This window comes from Halomonas sp. AOP43-D1-4 (genome assembly GCF_052446175.1).
Taxonomy (GTDB): Bacteria; Pseudomonadota; Gammaproteobacteria; order Pseudomonadales; family Halomonadaceae; genus Vreelandella; species Vreelandella citrativorans.
The window spans coordinates 59,004-83,943 of record NZ_JBQSVY010000008.1; the positions used below are offsets into that span (position 1 = coordinate 59,004).

General features: G+C 53.1%; 28 protein-coding genes. 15 read left to right on the forward strand and 13 right to left on the reverse strand.

Annotation, left to right across the window (positions count from 1 at the left end):
* Window positions 1–84: 84 nt before the first annotated feature.
* On the reverse strand, window positions 85–1,005 hold the full coding sequence (locus ACT3RQ_RS10165) for a LysR substrate-binding domain-containing protein (RefSeq protein ID WP_444680414.1): 921 nt from the start codon (window positions 1,003–1,005) through the stop codon (window positions 85–87).
* 141 nt (window positions 1,006–1,146) lie between these two features.
* On the opposite strand from ACT3RQ_RS10165, the gene ACT3RQ_RS10170 reads away from it, so the two are divergent.
* The 4 genes from ACT3RQ_RS10170 to ACT3RQ_RS10185 all read left to right on the forward strand — a co-directional run bounded on the left by ACT3RQ_RS10170 (window position 1,147) and on the right by ACT3RQ_RS10185 (window position 3,303).
* Window positions 1,147–1,539 carry a RidA family protein gene (locus ACT3RQ_RS10170; RefSeq protein WP_444680415.1) on the forward strand — a complete coding sequence of 131 codons (393 nt, stop codon included), beginning with the start codon at window positions 1,147–1,149 and terminating at the stop codon, window positions 1,537–1,539.
* Between the two features lie 127 nt (window positions 1,540–1,666).
* Entirely contained in the window at window positions 1,667–2,311 is a 645-nt protein-coding gene (locus ACT3RQ_RS10175) for a TetR/AcrR family transcriptional regulator (protein WP_444680480.1), read from the forward strand.
* Window positions 2,308–2,985: a type 1 glutamine amidotransferase domain-containing protein gene (locus ACT3RQ_RS10180; RefSeq protein WP_444680416.1), complete on the forward strand. Its 678-nt coding sequence runs from the start codon at window positions 2,308–2,310 to the stop codon at window positions 2,983–2,985. Before ACT3RQ_RS10175 ends, ACT3RQ_RS10180 begins: the two co-directional genes overlap by 4 nt.
* Window positions 2,986–3,006: 21 nt before the next feature.
* Window positions 3,007–3,303: a DUF1330 domain-containing protein gene (locus ACT3RQ_RS10185; protein WP_417421406.1), complete on the forward strand. Its 297-nt coding sequence runs from the start codon at window positions 3,007–3,009 to the stop codon at window positions 3,301–3,303.
* A gap of 358 nt (window positions 3,304–3,661) precedes the next feature.
* Here ACT3RQ_RS10185 and ACT3RQ_RS10190 read toward each other — a convergent pair whose 3' ends face one another.
* The gene (locus ACT3RQ_RS10190) at window positions 3,662–4,546 is read right to left on the reverse strand and encodes a LysR family transcriptional regulator (protein ID WP_444680417.1); all 885 of its coding nucleotides are present in this window, start codon (window positions 4,544–4,546) and stop codon (window positions 3,662–3,664) included.
* 108 nt (window positions 4,547–4,654) lie between these two features.
* Here ACT3RQ_RS10190 and ACT3RQ_RS10195 point away from each other — a divergent pair, with 108 nt between their 5' ends.
* Window positions 4,655–5,494: an SDR family oxidoreductase gene (locus tag ACT3RQ_RS10195; protein ID WP_444680418.1), complete on the forward strand. Its 840-nt coding sequence runs from the start codon at window positions 4,655–4,657 to the stop codon at window positions 5,492–5,494.
* Between the two features lie 42 nt (window positions 5,495–5,536).
* Here the strand turns inward: ACT3RQ_RS10195 and ACT3RQ_RS10200 are convergent, their stop codons facing one another.
* The 3 genes from ACT3RQ_RS10200 to ACT3RQ_RS10210 are packed head-to-tail and all read right to left on the reverse strand — an operon-like array spanning window position 5,537 to window position 9,647.
* Window positions 5,537–7,081 carry an MFS transporter gene (locus tag ACT3RQ_RS10200; RefSeq protein WP_444680419.1) on the reverse strand — a complete coding sequence of 515 codons (1,545 nt, stop codon included), beginning with the start codon at window positions 7,079–7,081 and terminating at the stop codon, window positions 5,537–5,539.
* Entirely contained in the window at window positions 7,078–8,214 is a 1,137-nt protein-coding gene (locus ACT3RQ_RS10205) for an HlyD family secretion protein (RefSeq protein ID WP_444680420.1), read from the reverse strand. The genes ACT3RQ_RS10200 and ACT3RQ_RS10205 overlap by 4 nt, the downstream gene beginning before the upstream one ends.
* The gene (locus ACT3RQ_RS10210; protein WP_087108079.1) at window positions 8,211–9,647 is read right to left on the reverse strand and encodes an efflux transporter outer membrane subunit; all 1,437 of its coding nucleotides are present in this window, start codon (window positions 9,645–9,647) and stop codon (window positions 8,211–8,213) included. The genes ACT3RQ_RS10205 and ACT3RQ_RS10210 overlap by 4 nt, the downstream gene beginning before the upstream one ends.
* A gap of 99 nt (window positions 9,648–9,746) precedes the next feature.
* Between ACT3RQ_RS10210 and ACT3RQ_RS10215 the strand changes: the two genes are divergently transcribed.
* The 3 genes from ACT3RQ_RS10215 (at window position 9,747) to ACT3RQ_RS10225 (ending at window position 11,827) form a co-directional block, all read left to right on the forward strand.
* Window positions 9,747–10,403, forward strand: a complete 657-nt coding sequence (locus tag ACT3RQ_RS10215; protein ID WP_192526595.1) for a TetR/AcrR family transcriptional regulator C-terminal domain-containing protein — start codon at window positions 9,747–9,749, stop codon at window positions 10,401–10,403.
* Between the two features lie 19 nt (window positions 10,404–10,422).
* On the forward strand, window positions 10,423–10,791 hold the full coding sequence (locus ACT3RQ_RS10220; RefSeq protein ID WP_087108075.1) for a hypothetical protein: 369 nt from the start codon (window positions 10,423–10,425) through the stop codon (window positions 10,789–10,791).
* 280 nt (window positions 10,792–11,071) lie between these two features.
* Window positions 11,072–11,827 carry an SDR family NAD(P)-dependent oxidoreductase gene (locus tag ACT3RQ_RS10225; RefSeq protein ID WP_444680421.1) on the forward strand — a complete coding sequence of 252 codons (756 nt, stop codon included), beginning with the start codon at window positions 11,072–11,074 and terminating at the stop codon, window positions 11,825–11,827.
* Between the two features lie 130 nt (window positions 11,828–11,957).
* Here the strand turns inward: ACT3RQ_RS10225 and ACT3RQ_RS10230 are convergent, their stop codons facing one another.
* A complete protein-coding gene (locus tag ACT3RQ_RS10230; protein WP_225733682.1) occupies window positions 11,958–12,812 on the reverse strand; it encodes an AraC family transcriptional regulator in 855 nt (284 codons plus the stop codon).
* 286 nt (window positions 12,813–13,098) lie between these two features.
* Here ACT3RQ_RS10230 and ACT3RQ_RS10235 point away from each other — a divergent pair, with 286 nt between their 5' ends.
* Complete coding sequence (locus ACT3RQ_RS10235; protein ID WP_087108069.1) at window positions 13,099–13,656, forward strand: NAD(P)H-dependent oxidoreductase; 558 nt, start codon at window positions 13,099–13,101, stop codon at window positions 13,654–13,656.
* 123 nt (window positions 13,657–13,779) lie between these two features.
* Here the strand turns inward: ACT3RQ_RS10235 and ACT3RQ_RS10240 are convergent, their stop codons facing one another.
* From ACT3RQ_RS10240 to ACT3RQ_RS10265, 6 genes are all read right to left on the reverse strand, one after another.
* The gene (locus ACT3RQ_RS10240; protein WP_444680422.1) at window positions 13,780–14,712 is read right to left on the reverse strand and encodes a LysR substrate-binding domain-containing protein; all 933 of its coding nucleotides are present in this window, start codon (window positions 14,710–14,712) and stop codon (window positions 13,780–13,782) included.
* Window positions 14,713–14,736: 24 nt separating this feature from the next.
* Window positions 14,737–15,075: a winged helix-turn-helix transcriptional regulator gene (locus tag ACT3RQ_RS10245; protein ID WP_444680423.1), complete on the reverse strand. Its 339-nt coding sequence runs from the start codon at window positions 15,073–15,075 to the stop codon at window positions 14,737–14,739.
* Between the two features lie 85 nt (window positions 15,076–15,160).
* Window positions 15,161–15,911, reverse strand: a protein-coding gene (locus ACT3RQ_RS10250) for an IS5 family transposase (protein ID WP_444680424.1) whose coding sequence is annotated in 2 segments (ribosomal slippage) — window positions 15,161–15,689 and window positions 15,688–15,911 — 753 coding nt in all. Because the reading frame shifts where the segments join, the coding sequence is not laid out codon by codon here.
* 228 nt (window positions 15,912–16,139) lie between these two features.
* Window positions 16,140–16,370 (reverse strand): hypothetical protein, encoded by a 231-nt coding sequence (locus ACT3RQ_RS10255; protein WP_444680483.1) that lies wholly within the window; start codon window positions 16,368–16,370, stop codon window positions 16,140–16,142.
* On the reverse strand, window positions 16,357–17,097 hold the full coding sequence (locus ACT3RQ_RS10260) for a virulence RhuM family protein (protein WP_444680425.1): 741 nt from the start codon (window positions 17,095–17,097) through the stop codon (window positions 16,357–16,359). Before ACT3RQ_RS10260 ends, ACT3RQ_RS10255 begins: the two co-directional genes overlap by 14 nt.
* A gap of 239 nt (window positions 17,098–17,336) precedes the next feature.
* Window positions 17,337–18,146, reverse strand: a complete 810-nt coding sequence (locus ACT3RQ_RS10265) for a sulfite exporter TauE/SafE family protein (RefSeq protein ID WP_444680426.1) — start codon at window positions 18,144–18,146, stop codon at window positions 17,337–17,339.
* 107 nt (window positions 18,147–18,253) lie between these two features.
* Between ACT3RQ_RS10265 and ACT3RQ_RS10270 the strand changes: the two genes are divergently transcribed.
* Window positions 18,254–19,039 (forward strand): AraC family transcriptional regulator, encoded by a 786-nt coding sequence (locus ACT3RQ_RS10270; protein WP_192526593.1) that lies wholly within the window; start codon window positions 18,254–18,256, stop codon window positions 19,037–19,039.
* 276 nt (window positions 19,040–19,315) lie between these two features.
* Here ACT3RQ_RS10270 and ACT3RQ_RS10275 read toward each other — a convergent pair whose 3' ends face one another.
* Window positions 19,316–19,999 (reverse strand): IclR family transcriptional regulator, encoded by a 684-nt coding sequence (locus ACT3RQ_RS10275; RefSeq protein ID WP_217883859.1) that lies wholly within the window; start codon window positions 19,997–19,999, stop codon window positions 19,316–19,318.
* Window positions 20,000–20,165: 166 nt separating this feature from the next.
* On the opposite strand from ACT3RQ_RS10275, the gene ACT3RQ_RS10280 reads away from it, so the two are divergent.
* The 5 genes from ACT3RQ_RS10280 (at window position 20,166) to ACT3RQ_RS10300 (ending at window position 24,931) form a co-directional block, all read left to right on the forward strand.
* Entirely contained in the window at window positions 20,166–21,383 is a 1,218-nt protein-coding gene (locus tag ACT3RQ_RS10280; protein WP_192526592.1) for a CaiB/BaiF CoA transferase family protein, read from the forward strand.
* On the forward strand, window positions 21,380–22,216 hold the full coding sequence (locus tag ACT3RQ_RS10285; RefSeq protein ID WP_192526591.1) for a citryl-CoA lyase: 837 nt from the start codon (window positions 21,380–21,382) through the stop codon (window positions 22,214–22,216). Before ACT3RQ_RS10280 ends, ACT3RQ_RS10285 begins: the two co-directional genes overlap by 4 nt.
* Window positions 22,213–23,184 (forward strand): hydroxyacid dehydrogenase, encoded by a 972-nt coding sequence (locus ACT3RQ_RS10290; RefSeq protein WP_444680427.1) that lies wholly within the window; start codon window positions 22,213–22,215, stop codon window positions 23,182–23,184. Before ACT3RQ_RS10285 ends, ACT3RQ_RS10290 begins: the two co-directional genes overlap by 4 nt.
* Window positions 23,181–23,882: an RraA family protein gene (locus ACT3RQ_RS10295; RefSeq protein WP_444680428.1), complete on the forward strand. Its 702-nt coding sequence runs from the start codon at window positions 23,181–23,183 to the stop codon at window positions 23,880–23,882. Before ACT3RQ_RS10290 ends, ACT3RQ_RS10295 begins: the two co-directional genes overlap by 4 nt.
* Window positions 23,883–23,959: 77 nt before the next feature.
* Window positions 23,960–24,931, forward strand: a complete 972-nt coding sequence (locus ACT3RQ_RS10300; protein WP_087108051.1) for a Bug family tripartite tricarboxylate transporter substrate binding protein — start codon at window positions 23,960–23,962, stop codon at window positions 24,929–24,931.
* Window positions 24,932–24,940: the final 9 nt, after the last annotated feature.

Consider the following 24,940-nt stretch of genomic DNA (forward strand, 5'->3'; position numbering starts at 1 on the left):
GTTTGAAACCTTACATGCTAACCCTCGCTAGCGTACCAAGTTACGCCGCCTCTATAGCCATTCGCTGCCCTGAACTTTAGTCTATTAGCGGTTTGGTTTATGCCCCAGCTCACGCTCATTCATTAGCGCGATGACCCAATCAATGAACACACGTAGCTTGGCGCTTACATGCCGATTGGGCGGAAATGCGATGAACATCGGCATGGGGTCCAAGTGCCACTCTTCGAACAAGGGCACTAACTCACCACGTGCAACGTGTTCCCGGGCCATGTAATCAGGCAGCAAAATCGTGCCAAGCCCCGCTAAACCTGCCGCAAGCGCTGCATTGCCATCATCGACCGTAATCCTATGGCGCCCCTGGACGCTAACGCTCTCTGTTTCGTGGTAAGGGGTATAGAGGGAAGCCAAACCAGCACGCCACTTGAAGCCGACGATGTAATGAGGCGGGGCAGATAACGCTGACGGATGCGAAGGCACCCCCGCTTTTTGCAGATAACTGGGCGCGGCGTAAACGCCAACACTTAGTTCCCCTATCCGGCGCGCTACCAACGATAAATCGGTAAGTTCTCCGCCGCGCACTACGCAATCCACGTTTTCGTCAATTAAATCCACCAAGCGGTCGCTAACACCCATATCAAGTTGAATATCGGGGTACTGTGCGTAGAAACCCGGTAGCGCCGGTATCAAAACCATTCGCGCAAACGGGCTGGGCACATCGACTCTAAGCCGTCCGCGCGGCGACACCACCGCATTGGAGAGGCTGGTTTCAGCATCATCCATATCGGCTAACAGTTTTATAACGCGCTCGTAGTAGGCCGCGCCGTCTGCCGTCGCGTTAACTTTTCGTGTGGTGCGGTTAAGAAGCTTTACCCGCAGCCGTGCCTCTAACTGCTGCACTAACTGGGTCACACTGGTTTTACTGATTTGCAGCGTTTCAGCGGCCTTGGTAAAGCTGCCCGTCTCGACGACCCGAGCAAATGCCTGCATTGCATTGAAACGGTCCATTACAGCGTTGCCGCCTTGTGATTGTTTGGAAAGTGCAAACAGTGTTGACCAGAATTCTCTGTTTATCCAGCCTGACAGCAGACCTACAGTAGATCACCCAACGGCCAAGCCGGTATTTGAACAACGGATGGAGAAAGAGATATGGCAACACGTAACGCAGTTTATCCTCAAAGCAGACAGGCGCTTTACGAGAAGAATGGCTATTCTGCGGCCATCCGCTCGGGCGACTTGCTATTTGTATCGGGCCAAGTGGGCAGCCGTGAAGATGGTTCGCCCGAGCCGGATTTCGCCGCACAGGTTCAGCTCGCCTTCGACAACTTGCAAAGCGTGCTGGAAGCTGCGGGCGCAAGCTTTGACGATATCATCGATGTCACAACCTTTCATACGGATCCTGAAGCCCAATTCGCGACCGTGCTGGAAGCCAAGAACCGCGCGTTTCCAGACAAGCCTTACCCCAATTGGACGGCGGTTGGCGTGAATTGGCTGGCAGGCTTCGATTTTGAAATCAAAGTAATTGCGAGACTCTCCAACTAACCAGGAAGATTCACTGTTTTTGAAAACGCGAGGGTGAAGACCAACATTGCAGAAACGCCTAATCGGCATAGAAACAGTGATGCGCCCCTTATAGACGACTGGTCTAATCAGGCGTAAGCTAGTGGCTATGAATATGACACCTGTTACCGGCGATGTCCGGCAGCGCATTCTTAACACCGGCCAGGTCATCATCGGTGGCAAGGGGTTCTCGGCGGTAGGTCTTAACGAGATTCTCAAAGCCGCCGAGGTGCCTAAAGGCTCCTTTTATCACTACTTCAGCTCCAAAGAAGCGTTTGGCGAAGCACTGCTGGAAGACTACTTCAGTGGTTATCTCGCGCAAATTGAAGAACGCCTTACCCAGTCGGGCGCTTCTCACGCTGAGCGTTTTCTCAGCTACTGGGCGCACTGGCGGGATACCCAACACCATTGCGACCCCAGCGGAAAATGCCTGGCGGTGAAGCTTGCCGCCGAAGTCAGCGATCTTTCCGAGCGCATGCGCCGCGTGCTGCAACACGGTACTGAGCGCATTATTGCCAGGTTAGCGCAATCAATCGAAGCCGCCGCTGCCGATGGTTCGCTGCCTCAGTCTGTCAACATTCACGGCAGTGCCTTGGAACTGGCTACCACCCTTTACCAGCTATGGCTGGGTGCCAGCCTGCGCGCCAAGATTACCCGTGACCGGGTGCCCCTGGATGCCGCCTTAAAAGCCACCTACGCTCTGTTAGACCTCGCCCCCAACCTCTCTCTCACCCAGGAAAGGACGCAATCATGAAAATCCTAGTCGTCGTTACCTCACACGATAAGCTTGGCGACACCGGCAACAAAACCGGTTTCTGGCTCGAAGAGCTGGCCGCGCCTTACTATACGTTTAAAGACGCAGGTGCCGAGCTGACCCTGGCCTCCCCCGCTGGTGGCCAGCCGCCGCTCGACCCCAACAGCAACGTGCCGGATGCTCAAACCGACGCCACCAAGCGCTTCGAGGCCGACAGTGAAGCAATGCAAGTGTTGGCAAACACGCACAAGTTGGTCGACGTTGACCTGGCGGAATTCGATGCCGTGTTCTACCCAGGCGGCCACGGCCCGCTATGGGACCTGGCCGAAGACGCCACCTCCATCCGCTTGATCGAAGGCGCAATGGCCGCCAACAAGCCGGTCGCCACGGTATGCCACGCCCCCGGTGTGCTGCGCCATGTGAAAGGTAGCGACGGCAAGCCGCTGGTCGCGGGCCGTAAAGTGACCGGTTTCAGCAACAGCGAAGAAGACGCCGTTGGCCTGACAAACGTGGTACCGTTTTTGGTCGAAGATATGCTTAAAGAGAGCGGCGGCCAGTACAGTAAAGGCGATGACTGGAGTTCTTACGTACTCGTCGACGGCCTGCTGATTACCGGCCAAAACCCCGGTTCGTCTGAAGCCACCGCCCAAGCACTGTTGAAGAAGCTTTCCTGATAATTACCCAAGGAGAATGGAATGCCGGCTTACGTTGTACTGACTCGTGAACGCACTCACGACGCCAAGGAAATGGAGCAATACGCCACCAAGGCAAAAGCCGCCCGCGAAGGCCACGACCCGAAGCCGCTCGCCTTTTACGGTGATTTTGAAGTAATGGAAGGCAGCAATATGGAAGGCGCGGTAATCCTACGCTTCCCCGACATGGCCGCCGCCCGCGCCTGGTACCAAAGCGACGCCTACCAGGAAGCCCGTAAACACCGCTTCCAGGGTGCGGACTACCGTGTATTTATTGTGGATGGGGTTGAAGAGGCGTAAGCCTTTTTGCAATTACGCGTAGACGCACAAAGGGCCGTTCGTGGTTTAACGAACGGCCCTTTTATCTTTTTACGCCCTATCCCTCCCCTCGCTTCCAGCCAGATGTTTCTGGCAGACCGAAGATATGCTGGCCTGCTTAGTGCAAAGAACACCCACCCAATAACCGCTTGGCTGATCTTGAACAGCGCAAGCCCAGCATTAGATTACCGCTCAGTAACTATTCTCATATTTTTAACCTTAATCCTTTAATAATTACCGCTCGGTAATTCCATAGCAGGCTCCCATCCCTACTAATGATACTTCAGCCCCCCAATAATGGTGGGAAGTAGCTGACTGATTCCTCCCTCAGGAACGCGCGTCACTCTCGCAGCAAATCAATGAATGCTCGCAAGCTGGGCGGTACATGCCGGTTGTTGGGATAGTAAAGATACAGGCCGGGTATGTGAGGGCACCAATCCTCAAGCACCGTTACTAGCTTTTCATCGCGAAGATAGGCGTGAGCATAGGGTTCCGGTACATAGGCAATGCCTAATCCAGCCACTGCCGCCTCCACCATCAACTGACTGCTGTCCAGCGTCATAACGCCAGGCACGTCAACCAACATATCCTGACCATATTGCTGGAATTCCCAACGGTAAAGTTTCCCGCTGGGCAACCGCTGCCTTATGCACCGATGTATGGCGAGTTGGTCGGGCGTTTCAGGAATCGGTTTGCCGTTTAAATAGCCAGGAGAAGCAACGGCAAGAAAACGTATCTCACCCCCTACGGGAATAGCGATCATATCCTTGGGGACGGCCTCCCTTAACCTTACGCCCGCATCAAAGCCCTGCTTCACAATATCTACTAGCCGCCCTTCCGCGACCAGATCAAGCTCGACGCTATCGTAAAGCGTTAGAAACCGGGGCACGGTACGTTGCAGTAACAGGCGAATAGCCGCTTCGCTACCGTTAATGCGCAATCTTCCCGTTACCTTACCTTCATGACTCGATGCCTCTTCCAGAAGGGTATCCAGCTCACCTAGCAGCGGATTCAAGCGCAGGAGTAAGCGCTCGCCACTCTCGGTTAGCGAGACACTCCGCGTGGTTCGGTGTAAAAGCCGCGTGCCCAATCTTCGTTCAAGGGTGCGTACAGTGTGGCTAAGTGATGACCGGCTAACGCCCATCAGGTCAGCAGCACGGCGAAAGCTACGATGTTCAGCCACCGCTTTAAAGGCGTTAAGATCGGTTAACGTTGGCTTACCCATTGGTGAACACCCTTCACTACTTCATCTCAATTGTTGAGTATTTTATTAACAGTATTACTGGCCTAACCTATCTCTTGCAACGCTCAATCAACTCACAGGAGATAATTCATGGCTAAAACCTGGCTTATTACAGGCACCTCTACCGGCCTTGGCCGCCTTCTTACCGAATATCTACTTGAACGCGGCGACCGTGTCGTGGCCACGCTACGGCGCAACGGCGCCCTGGACGACTTGCAGGCCAAGCACGGTAACCGTTTACAGGTAGTTAACTTCGATGTTACCGATACACGGGCAATGAGAGAGGCGGTGTCGCAAGCATTTTCAACGTTCGACCGAATTGATGTCGTCGTCAGCAACGCGGGATATGGAGTTTTTGGCGCCGCCGAAGAAGCAAGTGACGAACAGATCGAGCGACAAATAGCGACAAACCTCACAGGCTCAATCCAATTGATTCGTGCGGTACTGCCTCATCTACGCGAGCAAGGGGGCGGACGTATCGTGCAGATGTCGTCAGAAGGCGGTCAAATCGCCTACCCATGCTTCAGCCTTTACCATGCCACCAAATGGGGAATTGAGGGGTTTGTCGAGTCGGTTGCTCAGGAGGTGGCGCCCTGGGGTATTGATTTCATTATTGCCGAACCAGGCCCCACCGCCACCCAGTTTGCGGATGCGCTGGACCGCACGCAGACGGTGTCGGTATATGAAGAGACGCCAGCGGGCGAGATTCGTCGTGCGTTAGCTTCTGGTGCTTTCACTATTAAAGGCGATGCGACAAAAACCGTTAATCTCATCATCGAAACAGTCGATATGTCCACTCCCCCATTACGGCTGGCATTAGGCAGCACGGCCTATCACTCCATTAACCAAGCGCTAACGCAAAGGCTCAATGTATTGGAGGCGGGTAAGGAGGTAACCCTGTCTGCCGATATGGATGAGTTCATCGAGTAGGCGTTGCACGCCATATCTGACGCGTAAAAAAAGAACACGCCTCTAGCCAGAGATTCCCGCAGCGACCACAGGTGGCGTGATTGGGTTAGGAGGCGATGAACGTAGCAGTGTAGCCAGAGCAAGTGACAAAATACTCACCCAAAACACTAAGTGAAATCCGCTAATATGGGCAAGCACATGTGATTCTCGAGTGAGCACTTGTGCAATACCCGACAACCCTATGCTGGATAAACTTTCAACAACGACAGGATCTCCTCCTTGCAAATACATACTTAGTGATGCACGGCTCGTATCCCCTGCCATCCGTAACCAAGTCGACATAACGGCGCCTGCCACTACCGGGGTCATTACACGAGCGATCGGAATATAAGCACCCAGCGCTATCGTATGCTGCGGATTAATATTGGTGACAAAAGCAGCAATCAAACCAATCAGCATAATGCTCTCACCCAGAGCCTGGAAAATAAGCATGGAGATAAACTGCTCCGTTCTCCAGCTATGATTGATGCCGCCCCCCACCCATGCAACAACGGCGATCGCCGTGAGCCCTAGAATAATCAGTAACCGTGCCTCTATCCGTCGAGCTAGAAAGATGGCCAACGGTATCGAGGCCAAATAAGCGCCGAACGCAGCGAAAGTGGCAGTACTAACCTGCAGTGGCTTGAGATTTCCCATTTCTTGAATAAATGTTGGAATAAGCAGTGAAGTAGGTGTCATCAAAACACCAAATAAGCAGGCAATCACCATGCAGATTCTGACATTCCAGTTGCTCAGCCCGATAAGCTCGCCAAACTTGCCCCCCTTACTTATCACTGCTCGCACAACGGCAGAGGAAAAAAGAATACCCCCACCTACTAAAGCGGAAACGACGAAACCAGAGTCCCACCATCCCAATCGCTCAGCCGATTCAAGACCCATAAAAATCAGCACTAATCCACTACAGAATAGTCCCATGCCTCCCCAATCTACCTGATGCCATTTTTCATGATCGACAGGTGACAGAGGTATCACTTTCCACGCCAGCAGAGCAATCAGTGGTGCGACAATGCTCGCGGCCCAGTAAACCCAGTGCCAACTGATCTCTTCCACGAGAAATCCAGAGATGCCTACCCCCGCATCCATTCCCGTTGAGACACGCAGGCTATAGGCAGCCATGGCCATCAGCCAAAAATGTGGCTGTAGATTGCGCAGTGCCAAAGAGATCGTTAGAGGGAGGTAAACCCCCAAGCATAGCCCTGTGACGGAGTGCAGAATAAGCAGCATGGGATAGTTCTGCGCAAATACGGGAATCAACAAGGTTGCCAGCCCCAGAACGAGACTGGGAGTGACCAATACACGCGTCGGGCCGATTACCGTGGCTAGCCAAGGGACAATCGGCATGGTAATCAGTTGGGCGCCATTCAGCGCGGTCCCCAACCAAGCAGCCTCTAGTACATCCAACCCAAACTGGCCACGCAGGTCGGGCAAGGCCATGGAAAACAGCCGCCCCTGCAAGGTGGTAAGTACTGCTCCCAGAAAAATGGCCATTACCGTCAGGATGGGCCGCGGCCGAGAGGCATTGGAAAGCATGCCCACGAGCTTCATCATTGCGCTTCTCCATGACGAGCCACAAGGCTTGCCACCTCTGAAGAGATGGACGGATAGGGTGTTATTAGTTTTCCACCGGTATTGATATCAGTTTTAACTGACATCCCTGGCCGTAGCGCCGAGATAGTCTCCTGCCCAGGTTCCAGTTCAATACGAACCGGTATTCGCTGCACAACCTTGGTAAAATTCCCTGAAGCATTGTCAGCGGGCAATAATGCGGTTTCAGCACCGCTCATAGGAGCAATTTCCGCTACACGGCCATGTAACTTTATCCCGGGCAATGCATCGACAGTCAGCTCAACTGGATGACCATTTCTCACACGTGCGAGCTGCGTTTCCTTATAGTTGGCGATGATGTAAGGCCGCGCTGATGGGACAAGAGAAACAATTTGTGTTCCAGTGGTGACCAGGCTGCCACGCTGAACCTTCAGCTTGCCAATGACACCATCGAAAGGTGCTACGATCCGCGTATAGTCAAGATCATGGCGAGCAGCTTCGAGATCAGCGGTGGCTGCATCCAGCTCGGCTCGACGGACGGCCCTTTGGCCTTCCAAAACACTCAACGAAGTGTTTGCTAACTCTAATTCTGCAACCGCCTCCTCATGTTGGCTTTCAGCGTGCTCCAAGTCTGCCTGGGCTCTTTCAAAAACTTGACGGGATAATGCTCCCTCCTGAACCAGCTCAGACTGGCGTTCTGGGCTGGTTCGATACTGGCGCGCCCTTACCTCGGCCGCGCGCACTTTGGCCTGAGTTTGCTCAATGCGTGCAAGCTGCTGGGCTAACTCCCTATCCAGGTTCTCCAACTCAGCCTGGGCCTTGGCTTGGGCCGCTTCTCTGGAAGAGATCCTGAGCCGAATATCGGCATCATCAATCTGAGCAATAATGTCACCCGCCTGGACGGCTTGATAATCACCGACGGGTAATACATTGATATACCCCGAGATCCTGGCACTTAGTATCGCGAAATTCGATTTTACAAAGGCATTTTGAGTGGTTTGTATCGTTCGATTACTTGTCCAGTGACGCCAATGTGTTGTAACCATTACCACCAACACGAAAATGGCAATACATCCGACCCATGGTGCCAAACGCAGAGCCCAGGACCGCCGCTTACCTACTTCAGACGTACTCATGATGACTTACCCGTAAAATGCATGGTTGAGTTTGAGGTATCGAAACCGCCACCCAAAGCGCGGTTGAGTTCGGCATCAAGCACCAAGGCTCGCGATCTTATATCCGCTTGCTGTTTACGCGCTTGAAGTAGGGCATTCTGGGCATTCAACACGGTCAGATAGTTAGTCAAACCCGACGCGTACTGCCGCTTGGCTAGATCAAATGCTGTACGTCTAGTCGTCAGGACTCGCTCTTGAGCTTGAAGCTGTGGCTCCAGCGCACCCAGCGAGACCATTTGATTCGCTGCATCACGAACAGCCGTCAGCAACACGTGGTTGTAGGTTTCAACGGCGACATCAAGATCCGATACACGCTCTTTTAGATGAGCACGCAATCGGCCAGCATCGAAAATAGGTAAACTGATGGCAGGTTCAATACTGTAGGTGCGGCTACCAGCATCCAGCCAGTCAGATAGCCCCACAGAAAGATCTTGCCGAGCCAAACCTGCGAAAGCATGCAAGTTAATATTGGGATAAAAATCGGCCTTGGCGATTTCAATGCCTTGGGTGGCCGCTTCCACGCGCCAGCGCGCCGCCACGACATCGGCACGCTGCCCGATCAATTCAGCAGGTATAAAGGGCGGCAAGAAGGTGCCCTGTGTTGGCTCCAGGTCTGGTACCGCATCGGCCAACGCATTCATCGGCAGCCCTGCCAAGGCTGCTAATGTGTTTCGCTGCAAGCCGATCTGTTCGTCGAGCTCAGCAATATCACGTTCCGTAGCGGGCAAATCACCCTCGGCTTGCCAGCGCTCAACCTCGGTGTCGAGCCCCGCCTTAACTCGAGACTCGACAATACGCAGAGTCTGAGTGCGCAACTCGAGAGCGTTCTCAGCTAACTTTTTCACCTCTAGTAATCTAGATAGCTCAAACCAACTCTCGGCTATCTGACTTGTGAGTAAGATCTTTGCGTCTTGCACCTCGGCTTGCCGTGCTGCCGTCTCCCCCAGCGCTACCTTCAAGGCAGCACGCTGGCGCCCCCAGAAATCGAAGGTATAGCGAGCTTCAACCCCAAGAACATACGTCGATCCATAGTGCCCCGCCAAAGGTGCGCCAACATCGTATTGCTCTGCATAACGTTTACGCGTTGCACGAGCATTTCCGTCCACGTTGGGCCCATGTTCCGCACCGGCTTGATCGGCAACAGCCGCCGCTTGAGAGACCCGTATTTGCGCCAACCGTATGTCAGGACTCTGGGCAAGCGCTTGATCTATCAACGCATTCAAACCGGCGTCATGATATCGCTCCCACCAATGCGGTGATGGCCGATGCCACCCTGTATCCACCGCCCCAAATGATTTCGGGGTATTCAAAGCGGACTGGGGATCTTCTATATCCCCCATGCTGGCACAACCCGAAAGCGTGACTGCGAGCATAAGGTTCCAGAGGTATTTCATGGTCAACACCAATCTAACGCTGTTAGGCAGTAGTGCGTCATGCTAGACTAACAGTGTTAGATGTCAACCTCTGCAGAGCAAGAACATGAGAGAAAGAACATGGCGACAAAAGCACCTCGAATCGAGCGATCCAGGGTCATCGAGACCGCACTGTCACTACTTGACCGATATGGGATTGAAGGACTGACGATGCGCAAGCTGGCACAAGCGCTTCAGATACAGGCACCTTCGCTGTATTGGCATTTCGAAAATAAACAGTCACTTATCGACGGTATGGCCGATGCCTTGGTTGACGCTGTTGCAAAGGATCTACCTGAAGCACAGCCATGGGAGGATCGTGTTCGCCAAGTCGCTGTAGAACTTCGGCTAGCGCTGTTACGACACCGCGATGGCGCAAGAGTGTTTGCTGGCACCTATGTCGTTACCGACAACGTGTTGCGTACTGGCGAAGCCATGATCTCAGCTTTTATCCAAGCAGGTGCAAATGCAGAGCTAGCCGCCACCTCCAGTTTCACGGTGACCTACTATGTCTTGGGTCTCGTGATGGAGGAGCAAGCACTGGGTCCCGAGAGCAATCTGGACCTGGCTGCACGCAAGCAGACTTTTCTCGACTCAGCGCGAGAGAAATATCCACATAGCTGGGCCGCACGCGAGGCGATCTTTTCAGAAGATTTCGACAATCGTTTTGCAACGGGCTTGGATTTACTCATCGCAGGAATTAAGCAACGAATCACCTCTCCTCATCATCGGCTGTAATCATTCAGAGGATTGTTATATGCATATCGACACCAGCCACTTTCCACGCGTTTGGATATCTTCTATTGGATCCTCCAATTGGGAATCACAATTGGATAGTTTGCTGCACCAAAGCGAACAGTTCGTCCTATTGACACGCGAGGTGCCGAACCGGGATCAGGAAGTCGATAAGGAAGAAAGAAAGCGCTTTTCCCTATGGCTCAAGCGCAACCGGGAACACCTCAAGCGTGTGTGTGCGGGTAACATCGTCATCGTCAAAAGCCCAGCCGTAGCGCTATCTCTGCGTGTCGCCTTGGCACCTCTGGGCAAGGCATTCGGCTATCCAGTACGAGCCGCAGTAGAGGATTCAATTGAGAGTGAAATTAATAATTTACTAGAGGCGCGATGACTTAGCCCATCCGGATATTCACCACAAAAACAAGTATTACTAGCTGACCGACCTTTCGACTCGATACAGGGCGAGTTCCAACTTCCAGTTTCATGCACCGCATCTTCCTGTCTGCAACGTATGCTCATTCAGAATACTAAAGGGCTTCACTATCCTGATTTTAATAATGCTAGCGAATTTGGAGAAATAGGCAAAATTCTTCGAGGTTCCGGCTGCGTACTCTTTCACCATATTCGCAATAATTGCGAGGTGTTACACAAATACATAGTGGAGGTGAAGCATGTCGAGTATCGCTATCGTTACAGGTGGGAGCCGAGGCCTCGGCCGAAATACTGCGCTCAGCATTGCCCACAAAGGCAGCGATGTAATCCTGACCTACCATAGCGGCCGAGAAAACGCCGAGGCAGTGGTTCAGGAAATTGAGGGGCTAGGCCGTAGGGCCATTGCTCTGCAATTAGATACAGTAGATATCGCCAGTTTCCCGCAGCTTGTCGATCAGCTACGAAAAGTGCTGAATGACATATGGCAACGCGAGACGTTCGATCATTTAGTGAACAATGCCGGCCATGGAGATATGGCTCCTATTACCGAAACCACCCCGGAACAGTTTGACCGATTGGTTGATGTACATTTCAAAGGGGTATTTTTCCTCACACAATCTTTACTGCCACTAATGGCTAACGGTGGACGAATCGTAAACCTGTCTTCCGGGCTGACCACAGGTACATTCCCGGGCTTCTCTGCTTATTCGGCAGTCAAAGGGGCTGTGGAAGTACTCTCCAGATATATGGCGAAGGAATTTGGTGAACGAGGAATAGCGGTAAATACCGTTGCGCCCGGCGCTATCGAAACCGACTTTCTAGGGGGTGCCGTAAGGGATACCCCGGACCTTAACAAAGTGTTCGCTGATATGACCGCACTTGGCCGCGTCGGAGTACCCGATGATATCGGGCCTATGATTGCTAGCCTACTATCCGACGACAATCGCTGGGTGAACGGGCAACGGATTGAAGTATCCGGCGGGCAAGGTATCTGATCAGAATAGTTTCGCTAGGTACATGCATGTAGCTAACCAACAGCCTGCCTTTACGGCAGGCTTTTTATGTTAGTGTCCGGACTGAAAAATCGTAAATTTTTCTCTGTGAGCAACGGCCGAACTGTTAATTTTATTTGGTATGAAGCACTTTCTTAGCGGATTCCTTATCCCGGCTTGGTGACAGGCCAAACAGGCGTCGATACTCCCTTGAAAATTGAGAAACGCTCTCGTAACCCACGTCAAAGGCTGCACTGCTTGCAGACAGACCTCTCGACACCATAAGTCGGCGGGCCTCAATAAGTCGAAGTTGTTTCTGGAACTGCAATGGCGAGAGCAACGTCACAGCACGGAAGTGCTGATAAAAAGACGAGACGCCCATCCCCGCTTCAGCGGCAAGCTGTTCCACCGGTAGTGTCTTCCTGAAATCGGCGCGAAGAATAGCAACTGAACGGGAGATTCGCTGCTCACGACTTTCTGGGGCTCCGAGGCGCCGAATGGCTTCTCCATGGCGGCCAGACAACAGCCAATAGTGCATCTCTCGCACCAGTTGGCTATGTAGCACCGGCAGAGACTCAGGGCGATCCAGAAGTTTCATCAAACGCAGTGCCGTATCCTGCACATCCGTATCAGTCGCATCGTAACGTACGGCGGCTCCGTTCACCCTCGGTACCATTTTCATATCCAGTACCAAATCGCTAATTACCACCGGATCGAGATCCAGCACAAGTGCCATATAGGGCTTATCGGTACTGGCGTGCGTAATCTGACTGACCGTTGGGACATCGGCCGTGATCAACAGCGAGTTTCCTGCCTCGAAATTGTAGGTCTCCTTTCCCAACGTGACGAGCTTCGTGCCTTGCAATATCAAGCAGATAAGCGGGTTGGGAATGGCATGTTGCAGATCGCTTGGTTTGGTCGAGCGAATAATCGTCAATCCGGAAACCGGTGTTTGCGCGAGGCCCACAGTATCTGCATGTGCATCCAAATATCGACGCACTATATCTATAAGGTTTGTATTCATGAACCGATAGTAGCTGGAGTCGATAATCAGGACCAACCGGCTTATAGGATTAGCAAAGTCAGTGAACCGATGATCACAGGCTGTCGCCTAAAATAATATTAAATCCGGCATTTTCCTAGGCTAATTGAGACAAACATTATTACTCACACCAGCCATTCACCAAATCAATAGATAGCCATATCAACTATCCATTAGACAAATAATGCACACAGGATAAAGCTAGCGGGGTAATCCCAACCGGAGTATTCCCATGTCGAAAACACTTGTACTACTTTTCCATCCTGATATTGCGAGCTCGCATGCCAACGCAGCCCTTTCCACTGCCGCCTCCCAAATCGATGATGTCGAAATCTTCGACGTACAGCGAGCTTACCCCAATGGCGAGATTGACACCGGTGCCGAGGTGCATCGTTTGTTGGCCGTGGACCGGGTCGTCCTGCAGTACCCTATGCAGTGGTACGCTACCCCGCCGATATTGAAAGCATGGCTAGATGCCGTGCTAACGCGACTGTTCTACATTAACTACGAGTCGGAGGGGCGCAGGCTACGAGGCATGCCCATAATGGTCTCGGTGACCGCAGGCAATACGCCCGACGCTTATAGCAAGGGCGGGCGTAATATGTTCACCATGCTTGAGCTACTTGCCCCGATTCGCGCGACAGCCCACCGTTGTGAGCTGACCTGGAGCAACCCTTTTATCGTCTACCGTGCCAATCAGCTGTCTCTGGACGAGCTCAAGACCGAAGGGGCCCGTTATGCAGAGGTATTAAAATCCTGGATTGCATCACCCGAGCCACAGGAGGTTTGAGTGATGAGTGAGTTAAATAGTCATGTTACCAATTCCTCGCAAAAGATTCCTCACTGGTATCCCCTACTAGCTGGGGTCTTTCCATGTGGTGTTTTAGGACAATTTCTTATCGCTGGCGGTGCATTATATCGCTGCTGCGATGCCTTCTGTTTGAAAGAGGCATCGCAGCGTTTCGGTCACATGTTGTACGACCAAATCGCCATCTCTTCGCGCATGCCAAGCTAAATGTAGACTGAAGCCTGGCACCGGGATGGGCGGCTCGAAAATCGCTAGGGCTTGGGTGTCAGAAAGACAATTTATAGGTGTGGTAGCAATCATATCCGTTGCTCTAAGCAAGGGCTCGATCATGGTGAAATTCGGTACAACAGCACCGACATGACGACCTTTTCCTTGTTGGGCTAACACTCCTTCCAGAGACCCGCGTATATCCCCTTCACCGGAAACAACGATATGTGGCCAGGCCAGCCACTCATCCACGTTAAACTTCCGAACGGCAGGATGCGAGGCCCGCATGGCCACAACATAGCCCTCATACCCAATTTCCTGACGATGGAATGTTGGAGGCAGCGCAGAAAACGTTGATATCGCAATATCAGCCTCACCATTTTCCAGACGATGCAGAGCATCCTTGCTGCTGCACCATGGCAATAGCACTAAATTCACTTTTGGAGCGCTGGTACTTAACCTGGTTAAAAGGTGGGTCATGACCGTAAGGCCTGGTTGATCTGCCATTATCAAGCGGACCGTTTGGCGAACTTGCGTCAATTTAGCTTGCGGTGTCTCTACGACAGCCGATATGGCAAGCAGTGCTTGGGACAACGGTTCTTTTAGCGACTGGGCTTTCGCCGTTAATCGCATTTCACCTGCAATATGCTCCAATAAAGGATCATCAAAAACATGTCGGCACCTGTCTAGTGCGTTACTAGTGGCAGGTTGCGAAAGCGCGAGACGACGTGCTGCTCGTGTTACGTGTTGCTCCTCTAACAGAGCATGCAAGATAACCAGAAGATTGAGGTCCAAAGCGCGCAGGTTGGCCATATCATTTACCAGTTCCAAAAGAGCCAGCTAGTTTCATCAATATCATTGCTCTTTATCTTGCTGCCAAGAGAGATAACTATCTCCCCACTCTTTCATGGCGTTGAGCACAGGGGAAAGAGTAAGTCCAAGCTCGGTCAGCGAGTATTCGACGCGTGGTGGAACTTCGGCAAACACTTCTCGAGAGATAATACCGTGCGATTCAAGCTCTCGAAGTTGCAATGTCAACGACCGCTGCGTGATGCCACCGATAAGCTTGCGAAGCTCTCCAAATCTTTTGGTTCCGCTGAGTAGATAGTAAATGATCAGCGGTTTCCATTTGCCGCCAGCAACCGCAACGGTCGCTTCAACAGTGCATCGGTACTCATGACCTTCGTTCTTCACCCGTTACACTCTCGCCATTAGTATAAAATATATCCCTACATATCAAAACAGTGCCTACTTTTCAATTATCCCCTAGGGCGTGTCCTCATTTCATTTTCAACCAAATGAAGGTGCACGCCAGGTAAACCATGGATTTGAAATTTCGTGCCAGTTTCTCAAAGCGAGTGGCAATACTGCGAAAGTGTTTCAGCCGAGCAAAGAGGTTTTCTACCAAATGGCGATGCCTGTAGAGAAAGGCATCAAACCCCGGGTTTGGCGTCTTGTTGTTTGATCTTTTGGGAATGATCGGGTTGATGCTCCTTGCCCTGGCATGTTCACGGATGGCCTCAGAATCATAGCCCTTGTCAGCAATGAAGTGGTCGGCTTGATCAATCTTCTTTATGAGGTGCTCTGCAACCGTGGCGTCGTGGACGTTACCCCCAGTGACTTCAAAATCGACCGGATTTCCATGCGCATCGGCGAGCATATGAAGTTTGGTGGTAGCTCCTCCTCGTGATTTTCCAATGGCCCGCTCTTCTCCATGCCGAGCTCCACTCGCATGCTGGTGAGTGCGGAGGTAACTTCCGTCGGCGAATACCCACTCCGTATCAATTTCGCCTCGTAGCTCAAAAAAATTGCTCCCACAATCCTTTGATGGCCCAGCGGTTGAAGCGATTATAGGCCGTTTTCCAGGGGCAAAACTCACTCGGAATATCGCGCCAGGGAGCGCCGGTTCGGAGTTTCCAGAGTATTGCTTCCATTATATTTCGATCATTGGGCCAGCGGTGGCAACCCTTTGCTTTCATGGTGACTTGAAGCTGTTCCCAAATATCATCGGTCAAAACATATCGTGTCATGGCAGTACTCCCCCTCTGTTGAGAAGAGTCGCATAACCCCACAGAAAATCAATGAGGGACAGCCTTTCTTTCAAAATGAGGACACGCCCTAGTACCTAGAATATCTTTTCCGCAGTGGCTAGCGCTTTGCTGCGCACTTTTACCTGAAAAGATGGATGGTGCACCCAGATGAAAGCAGCTTACTATGAAGCCCAAGGCAGCGCTCGTGATTTGAGGTGACACAGATAATCAGCTTTCTTTCAACAGTATAAAATGCTCGATCAGTCGAATCATCAGCGTTTTTTGACCGGGTAGGCTCTCCGCGACTAATAGCGCCAGCGCCAGCGCCAGCGCCAGCGCCAGCGCCACCAGAGTGTTGTCGTTGATCAACTGCTCAACGGGCCGAGCCAGTAGGGCCGCGTTGCGGCGCAGGTACCATAGAAACAAAAACGAGCCACAGCGTTTGTTACCATCGGCCAATAGTAGCCAAGGCCGATGTCAAACCATCGCCTCGCACCTGCCCAAACAGCTCGGTTGCCTCACCTTTGGTGATTAAGGCGTGCTTTAACTCGCCAATGGCTTTCAAGGCTTCTTCCAATCCCAGCGACTGCATATCAGGTTGCTTGATATTTAATTCAGCTAATTGCTGCTCATCGTAGCCTTGTAACAAACTCCAAGAGCGTGCGTAATCGCTGATCACACGGGCGACGGCTTCACCTTCTGTGGAGACCAAGCCTTGATTGGTTAAGGTGCGGCTGAGCAAACTTACCGCCTGCTCGAACTCTATTCCTCGCTCGGTTAAGCGTTGCTGGTTCAGAGTGTAGCCATGCACCAAATGGTCTTTTAATACTTGAGTTGCCCACTTGCGGAAATGAGTGGCACGCTTTGAGCTAACCCGATAACCAACAGAAATAATGGCATCAAGGTTGTAGTGTTTGGTGCGGTATCGCTGCCCATGCTCAGCCATATGTTCCAGAATGGAACATGTGCTGTTTTCATCCAGCTCTTTGCTCTTATAGATATTACTTAAGTGTTTGGTGATTGCAGGGCGCTTGGTGTTAAACAGCTCAGCCATCTGCGCTTGGCTTAACCAAACAGTCTCTTGCTCCAGCGTCACCTCAAGGTGTGCTTGTCCATCTTCGCTGGTGAATATTTGTATTTGCTGATCATTCATAAGTGTTGCCCCCAGGTTTACATCAAGCGCCACGCACCTCCAAAACATGCACTGGCCAAGCAAGCATCACTCAATGCAGCAATATTCACCTTTGCACACCAAAGCAAATACTCAAGCGCACCTGCTATAAGAGGTTATAGTAAACCTTAACACAGCAACTGTTTATTCATACAGAATAAGCCACATGATCTCTGCACCGTAACAGTAAGCACCTAACACCTGCCCCGACTAAAAACGATTTGGCAGTAGCAATCGTGGGAGCCTGGCTCGATTCAATGCATAAAAACCATCACCACCAGCACCATTGTCAGCAATAGCAGGTACACCTTGGCATGAATACGGTCAGGGATGCGCCCGATCCAGATCGACGCCAGGCGGATACCGAGCCATGAGCCCACCGCAAGTACCAGCAAGGCACGCAGATCCACATAACCGGCATACCAGTTTCCTAACGCTGTATGATTTGCCGACAGCAACACATATGTCGCGGTGCCACTCACCGCCATGGGCAACGACAACGGATTGGCCATGGCCGTGGCCGCGGTCATACTCGCGCCTCTGCGTCGCATGAGCGGCACGGTCATCACGCTACCACCAACGCCCAGCAAAGCGGCCACCGCACCAATCAATGTCCCCGTCATCACCGTTACCCCACACCCCATAGGACGCACATCACTCCCTGACTGACGCAGAAAACCGGGCCGCAGAACGGCATCCGCAATCGTAATACCCAGATAGCCGATAAACGCCCAGCGCACCCACTCTCCACTTAACGATACTGCCACTGCCGCGCCGAGCACCGCCCCCATGGCGATATAGCCGACTAACGGACGCACCAGATGCCACTGCACGGTCTGTCGCCGATGATGACGCCATGTTGCCATTGAAGCCGCGAAGATCATCAGCGCCGTCGAGGTGGCCACCGCGATATGCATGGCCGCCATACCCGCCGCGCTATCCGGCCCATGGACGGCAATCAGTAAGGTATACAGCAAGGGAACCACCACAAATCCACCACCGAAACCGAACAACACGGTGGTGACGCCCGCCAACCCGCCACAAAGAAGTAATACGCTATACACCGCCACTCTCCTGATGAAACTCAACAGCAGAGAGAATATTCCGGCTAGAACTGGCTGACATTCGATTTTTGGACAATAATCATCGCATTTCAGCCATAATGACGATTATGCTCAATACTCCTCTATCAGACGTGGATCATGTGGCACGGCCCATGGTGGCCATCGGCACTGACTACCGCCCTGGCACACTCCTTGACTTTCATACCCATCGCCGCGCCCAGTTTCTCTATGGCATGACAGGCGTGATGGAAGTCAATACGGATGACGGCACCTGGATGGTGCCGCCCTATAGCGGTGTCTGGCTGCCTGCGGGCAAGCGTCATCAGGTGCGCATGAATGGAGTGAGCACCCGAAGCCTGTATATCGAGCCCCACGTCGCGCCACGTGCTTCATGCAGCTGTGAGGTGCTCGTCGTGACGCCACTCTTGCATCACCTGCTGCTGGCTTCCGCCCATATACCCGCACTCTATGATGAAAATGGCCGCGACGGCGCTCTGGCACACCTACTCCTATACGAACTGCAACAGGCTCAGGCCCTGCCGCTGTTTGCGCCCCTGCCCCATGACCCTCAACTAGCCAGCCTGTGCCGAGCGTTTCTCGGCCAGCCGAACATTCACACTCTTCCTGAGGACTGGGCCCGGCAGTTGCATCGCAGCCAGCGCACCTTCAATCGCCTATTCCGTCAGCAGACCGGCATGTCATTCGCCGCATGGCGCCAACAGGCCTGCCTGATGGCCGCCCTCCCCAGACTGCTGTCCGGCCGTTCCGTTACTCGCACCGCGCTGGAACTCGGCTACGACAGCCCGGCCGCTTTCTCCAGCATGTTTCGTAAGGTACTTGGTCAATCTCCCACCGCTTTCGTCCGGGCGGCTACTCGTCAGCTGGAAGAGTAGCAAGCACGCCTACTGATCAGTTGTTCGACTTCTTGCTGGTCGCCTTTTACGGCGACTTTGAAGTAATGGAAGGCGCGGTAACTCTGCGTTTTTCCGGCATGACCGCCGCCCGCGCCTGGTCCCAAGGCAGCACCTATCAAGAAGCCCGCAAGAGCAGCCTCCTCCTTCACCATTTAAGGCAAGGGGTTCTCATTGGGCACAGCAGCTTGGGGGCTAAAATACGCGAGACAATTAGACCAGTGTTCAACAGTCCTGCTGTCTCTGTGGTAATACTTTTTAAGGCATGGTTTCACGCAAGGTGTCACAACTCGCTTTGAGCAGCTCGACTGTTGATTCGACTTTATCATCGGTTAATCGGGTGATTAATGCAGAAACGGATATTGCGCCGCGCATTACTCCATGCCGGTCGAGTACCGGCAGCGCTATGGCAGCAACATCCGGGTCTCGTTCGCCCTTCGAGAAGGCATAGCCTTTGGTACGGATATCATCGTAGAACGCGCCTTCTTCCCCACTAAACGCTAAAAGAACGCGGCCTGTCGCCCCCCGTTCGATAGGTAGCAATGCCCCTTCATCCAGATGGTGCCGGGCAGGCTTTGGCGAGTTCAGCCGATAAAGGCACATGCGCTGGTTACCCAAGCGGATAAAGAACGATGCCGTTTCCTGAGTTTGCCCTACCAATTTAGTCAACTGTGGACGAATAAGCTCGCCCATATCTCCTGTATGACGGAATAGATTTCCTAACCGCCATAGGCTGGGCCCCAAAGCATACGTGCCATCGCCTTCACGAACGATATATCCAAAGCGCTCCAAGGATCCTATCAGCCGAAGAATAGTGCTTTTATAAAGCCCCGTACGCTCCGCTAACGTAACGAGCGACAGCGATCTCTCCTGATCTGTAAACGCTTCCAGGATCGTTAAAGCACGCTCAACGGCTTCTACTCGATTTTGCTTTTGGACCAAGCTACACCTCCACTGCATATAGTTCTACCTGACAGAACAAACATTTTTAAAATAGAACATGTTTGACATGTAAAAATCGTTCTGCCATAAAGAACATCATTATGCCTGACAGAACAAAAAGGAACCATTATGCCGCTTATCAAAATTACAGCATTCGGCAAGCCCCATGTCTGAACTGTTAAAAGGGATTCGGGTACTGGATCTGACCAACGTTCTTGCTGGTCCTTACTGCTGCTATCAGTTAGCGCAGCAGGGTGCCGATGTCATCAAAGTTGAGCAACCCGGAAGTGGAGACTTGGCCCGCCAATTAGGCGCTGACCCCGAACTGAATGCCCAGTTAATGGGCGTTTCATTTCTCGCCCAGAATGCGGGCAAGCGCTCCATTGAGCTCAATCTAAAATCCGACCAAGGCAAGCAGGCTTTTCGCAAACTGGTACAAACCGCCGATGTATTGGTCGAAAACTTTCGCCCTGGCGTAATGGACCGGCTTGGCCTTGGCCATGAGAGCCTTCAAGCGCTTAATCCACGCCTGATCTACTGTGCTATTTCAGGGTTTGGACAAACCGGCCCGCTGGCAAAGAACCCTGCTTACGATCAGATTATCCAAGGTCTTTCCGGCGTAATGAGCGTGACAGGCGATGAAACGTCTGCACCACTGCGCGTTGGCTACCCCGTTTGCGACACCATCGGTGGTATGACCGCAGCTTTCGCCATTTCCAGCGCCTTGGTCGGCCGACATAGAACCGGGCACGGCGAGTTTATTGATGTATCCATGCTTGAATCCATGATGGGCACCATGGGCTGGGTGGTGTCCAACTGGCTGACGTGTGGCATTGAGCCACTTCCTATGGGAAACCAAAATACAACGGCGGCCCCATCCGGCACCTTCCGCACTGGTGATGGGTTGTTGAACATCGCTGCCAATAAGCAGGAACAGTTCGAGATTCTGTGCCAGTTGATAGAGCGCGTGGATTTGATATCCGATCCACGATTTCAATTACGTGAAGAGCGCAAGCGCAACCGTAACGCTTTAACTATCGAGTTGGAAGCCGCCTTGCAAAGCGCTTCCGCTGAGCAGTGGGCAACACAAATGAACGCCCGCGGCATACCCGCAGGCGAAGTGCTCACCGTTCCTCAGGCGCTTCGCCACCCCCAGGTCGAAGAGCGTGAGTTAACGCGCACGTTCCCCGGCGTCGTCGGCCAGACAAACCTCTCAGTAGTGCGCTCAGGTTTTCGCCTGGGCAGCGGCGATCCCGAACCCAAAACACCGCCTCCCACATTGGGTCAGGACACTGATGCGATTCTTGCAGAGCTCGGCTATGACGCTGCCGCACGCGCCGCCTTCACTCATCCAAACATAACAACCAAAGAGACGGAAAAATGATTGAAGAGAACCGCCGTACCGCCGGTGAAGACTGGTGGTCTACCGATATCATAGAAATGTCCCCCGGTATAATTCGCTACCACGGCTACGCCATTGAGGACCTGATTGGCAAGGTTGGCTTTCCGGAAATGATCTGGTTGATGCTACGCGGCGATCTACCCAGTGCAGCCCAGGCGTCTCTGTTAAGCACGGTACTGATGAGTTCCATTGACCACGGCCCACAAGCGCCGTCTATTGCCATTGCGCGCATTGCATCCACCTGCGGTGTAGGCATCAACAACGCCATGGCTTCTGCAGCCAACGTACTAGGCGATGTACATGGCGGTGCGGGCGAGCAGTGCGTGGCGCTATATAACGCTATCCAGGCACGCTGTGAAGCTGGTGAAGATATTACCTCTGCCACCCATACCGAGCTTGCCAAGCTTAAAGAGAGTGGCGTGCGCTATATCCCAGGGTTCGGGCATCGCTTCCATCCTAAAGACCCACGAGCCCCCAAACTGATGGAGGTTCTACGCGCCACAGCCGACGACAGCATCAACACTCATTTCGCCGACATTGCAGAAGAAGTTGAGCGCCAGATATCCCAAGGCCGCAGCCGTGCAATTCCCATGAATGTGGATGGTGCAACCGGTGCTATTTATGCGGCACTGGGATTTCCACCAGCGCTATGCCGCGGCCTGTTCGTGCTATCTCGCTCGGTAGGCATCATGAGCCATGCCTGGGAACAGATGCAGCGACCCGAGCGCAATAAAGGCCCACTCCCCCGTACCGAAACCTGGACCTATACCGGCCATGCTCCCCGTAGTGTTGAGCAGGAAGGCGGCCAGCCATGAGTTATACGATTCTGGTGACGGCCCCTCGCTTGGCTGACGAAGGCCGGGAAGTGCTGGAACAAGCAGGCTGCCGTCTGCTATTCATCCCCAAAGGGGAGGAAGATAGCCTGGGTGAAATAATGGCCAGCCAGCCTATCGACGCCGTCATCGCACGCACGCTCACGCTGAATAAAGCAACCATTGCATCGTGCCAAGGGCTGCGCGCGATATCCCGCCACGGCGTAGGCCATGACGCAGTAGATATTCAAGCAGCGGCTGAGCTGGGTATTCCTGTGACAGTCGTCGGTGATACCAATGCGCAGTCGGTCGCTGAGCTAGCCATTGGCCTGATGATCACCGTGGCGCGTAACGTGTCGGATCTGGGCCAACGTGTTAGTACCGGTGAATGGCCGAGACAAACCCCTGGCTTACAACTTTCAGGCCGTGTGCTGGGGCTGGTGGGTTGCGGCACCATCGCCCGTCATGTAGCCCGAATGGCCAATGCCATTGGTATGCGCGTTATCGCTTATGACCCCGCCCTTGAAACCATGCCAGAAGGTATTTCCAAGGCGGCTAATCTGGACGACCTGCTAACCAGTAGCGATGTCCTCTCTCTGCACTGCCCGCTATTGCCCTCTACCCAGAACCTGATTGATGCCGCAGCACTCGCGAAGCTTCACTCGGGCGCCATTGTGATCAACACCGCACGCGGTGGGCTGATTGATGAGAATGCATTGGCCGACGCCATCATGGCTGGCCACCTGAAGGGCGCGGGGCTGGATACCTTGAATATTGAGCCCCCGCCTGAAAACCATCCTCTTCTGCGCTTACCCCAAGTGGTACTCACTCCGCATGTAGGCGGCAATAGCGATGCAGCGCTGGCATTGACTGCCCGTGCCGCTGCCGAAAATGCCTTGGCACTGCTGTCTGGGCACCCCCCTGCGCATGGACGTATCGTCAATGAACACTTGCTGGAGATAACTCAATGAGCATGACGCTTGATGGCGGAACATGGCCTGCTGGCTTTGCTATCCAACCGCGCCAAACCACCCTAACGCAAAAGCTGCTGAACGCCTTTAAACAAGTGCCGGTCGCTCATGCAGGCGATGTGATGGGACGCCATACAGGGGCAGTAGGCCTTCACGCTTATCACAACGACCTTGGGCTCACCATGTGTGGTACAGCTATTACGGTGCGTACCCGCCCAGGTGACAACCTCATGGTGCATGTCGCCATACAGCGCGCCCAGCCAGGCGACATTATCGTTATCGACGGGGGCGGCGACCTCTCTACCGCAGTGATTGGTGGGCTGATGCGCACAACAGCAATTGCTCGCCAACTAGGTGGCTTCGTGATTGATGGCGCGCTACGCGATGTCGCTGAATGGGCCGAAGGCGCCTTACCGGCTTACGCCCGTGGCCATGTTCATCGTGGCCCCAGCAAGGATGGCCCAGGTCAAATAAACATCCCCATTTCCTGTGCCGGCATGACAGTGATGCCTGGCGACTTGATTCTGGGAGACGCCGACGGTGTTATCGCTATTCCCGCTAGTGAAGCCGAGGCACTTTTAAGCCTGTGCCAAGCCCAGGCAGAGAAAGAGGCGCGCATACGTGCGCAGAATGAGACCGGCGAGGTCGACCGCGAGCGCTTTGACTCCATCCTGCGTAAGAAAGGCTGTCCGCTTTAGCTATTACTTCAACACCCAGCATTACTTCAGCACACAACAACAAGCAGTACGACAACATCAATAATAAGGAACACGCTATGAAAAACAACGCTTTAAAATCTATCGCCTGCGCCGCATTGCTTATACTTCCTACCGTAGGAATGGCCCAATCCTATCCCAAAGGATCGATCGACTTTATTGTGCCCTTCTCCGCTGGAGGAGGTACAGATTTTGCCTCACGCGTACTGACAGAGAAGCTCTCCGAGCAGCAAGGGTGGAACTTTGTTATTGAGAACCGCGGCGGAGCTGGAGGCAACATCGGCCTTTCACAACTCGCGCGTGCTAAAAATGATGGGCAAGTTATGGGCATGGGGCAAACGTCTAACATGGCGATTAACCCAACGCTGTACGCCAGCATTCCCTACGACTCATTAAATGATTTTACGCCTATTGCGCTAGTTAGTTCTCAACCCATGGTGCTGGCCGTTAACCAGAACTCGGCCTACGAAGATTTTGAATCTTTAGTCGCCGCCGCCAGAGAAAACCCAGGCAAGGTTTCCATGAGTACGCCCGGCTCTGGCACGGTGAGTCACTTGTCAATGGAAGTATTTAGCGACCAAGCAGACGTAGAGTTCATGCATGTGCCCTACCCCGGTGCGGCCCAAGCGGTAACAGACGCTATTGGCGGACATGTGGACTTTGTGACTGCCAGCCTTCCCAGCTTATTGTCGCATATCCGATCAGGCTCATTAAAAGCGTTAGCGGTTACCTCGCTTGAGCGCAATGCAGCCCTACCCGACGTTCCCTCGATAGCCGAGTTAGGCTATGAAGGTTTTAAAGCCTCCGACTGGAAAGCAGTGGTCGGCCCCGCCGGTCTTCCCGACGATGTAGTCGCAACCTTTAACGCCGCTATCAATCAGGCGCTTCAGGATGAACGCCTGATCGAAACGATAGAGAACGAGGGCAGTACGGTGGAAGGTGGTTCCGCCGATGAATTTGCTGCTTACCTGCAGGCCGAGTATGAGCGCTGGGCTGAAGCAGTAAGCGCCTCGGGCGCGACAGTGGAGTGATCATTTAAG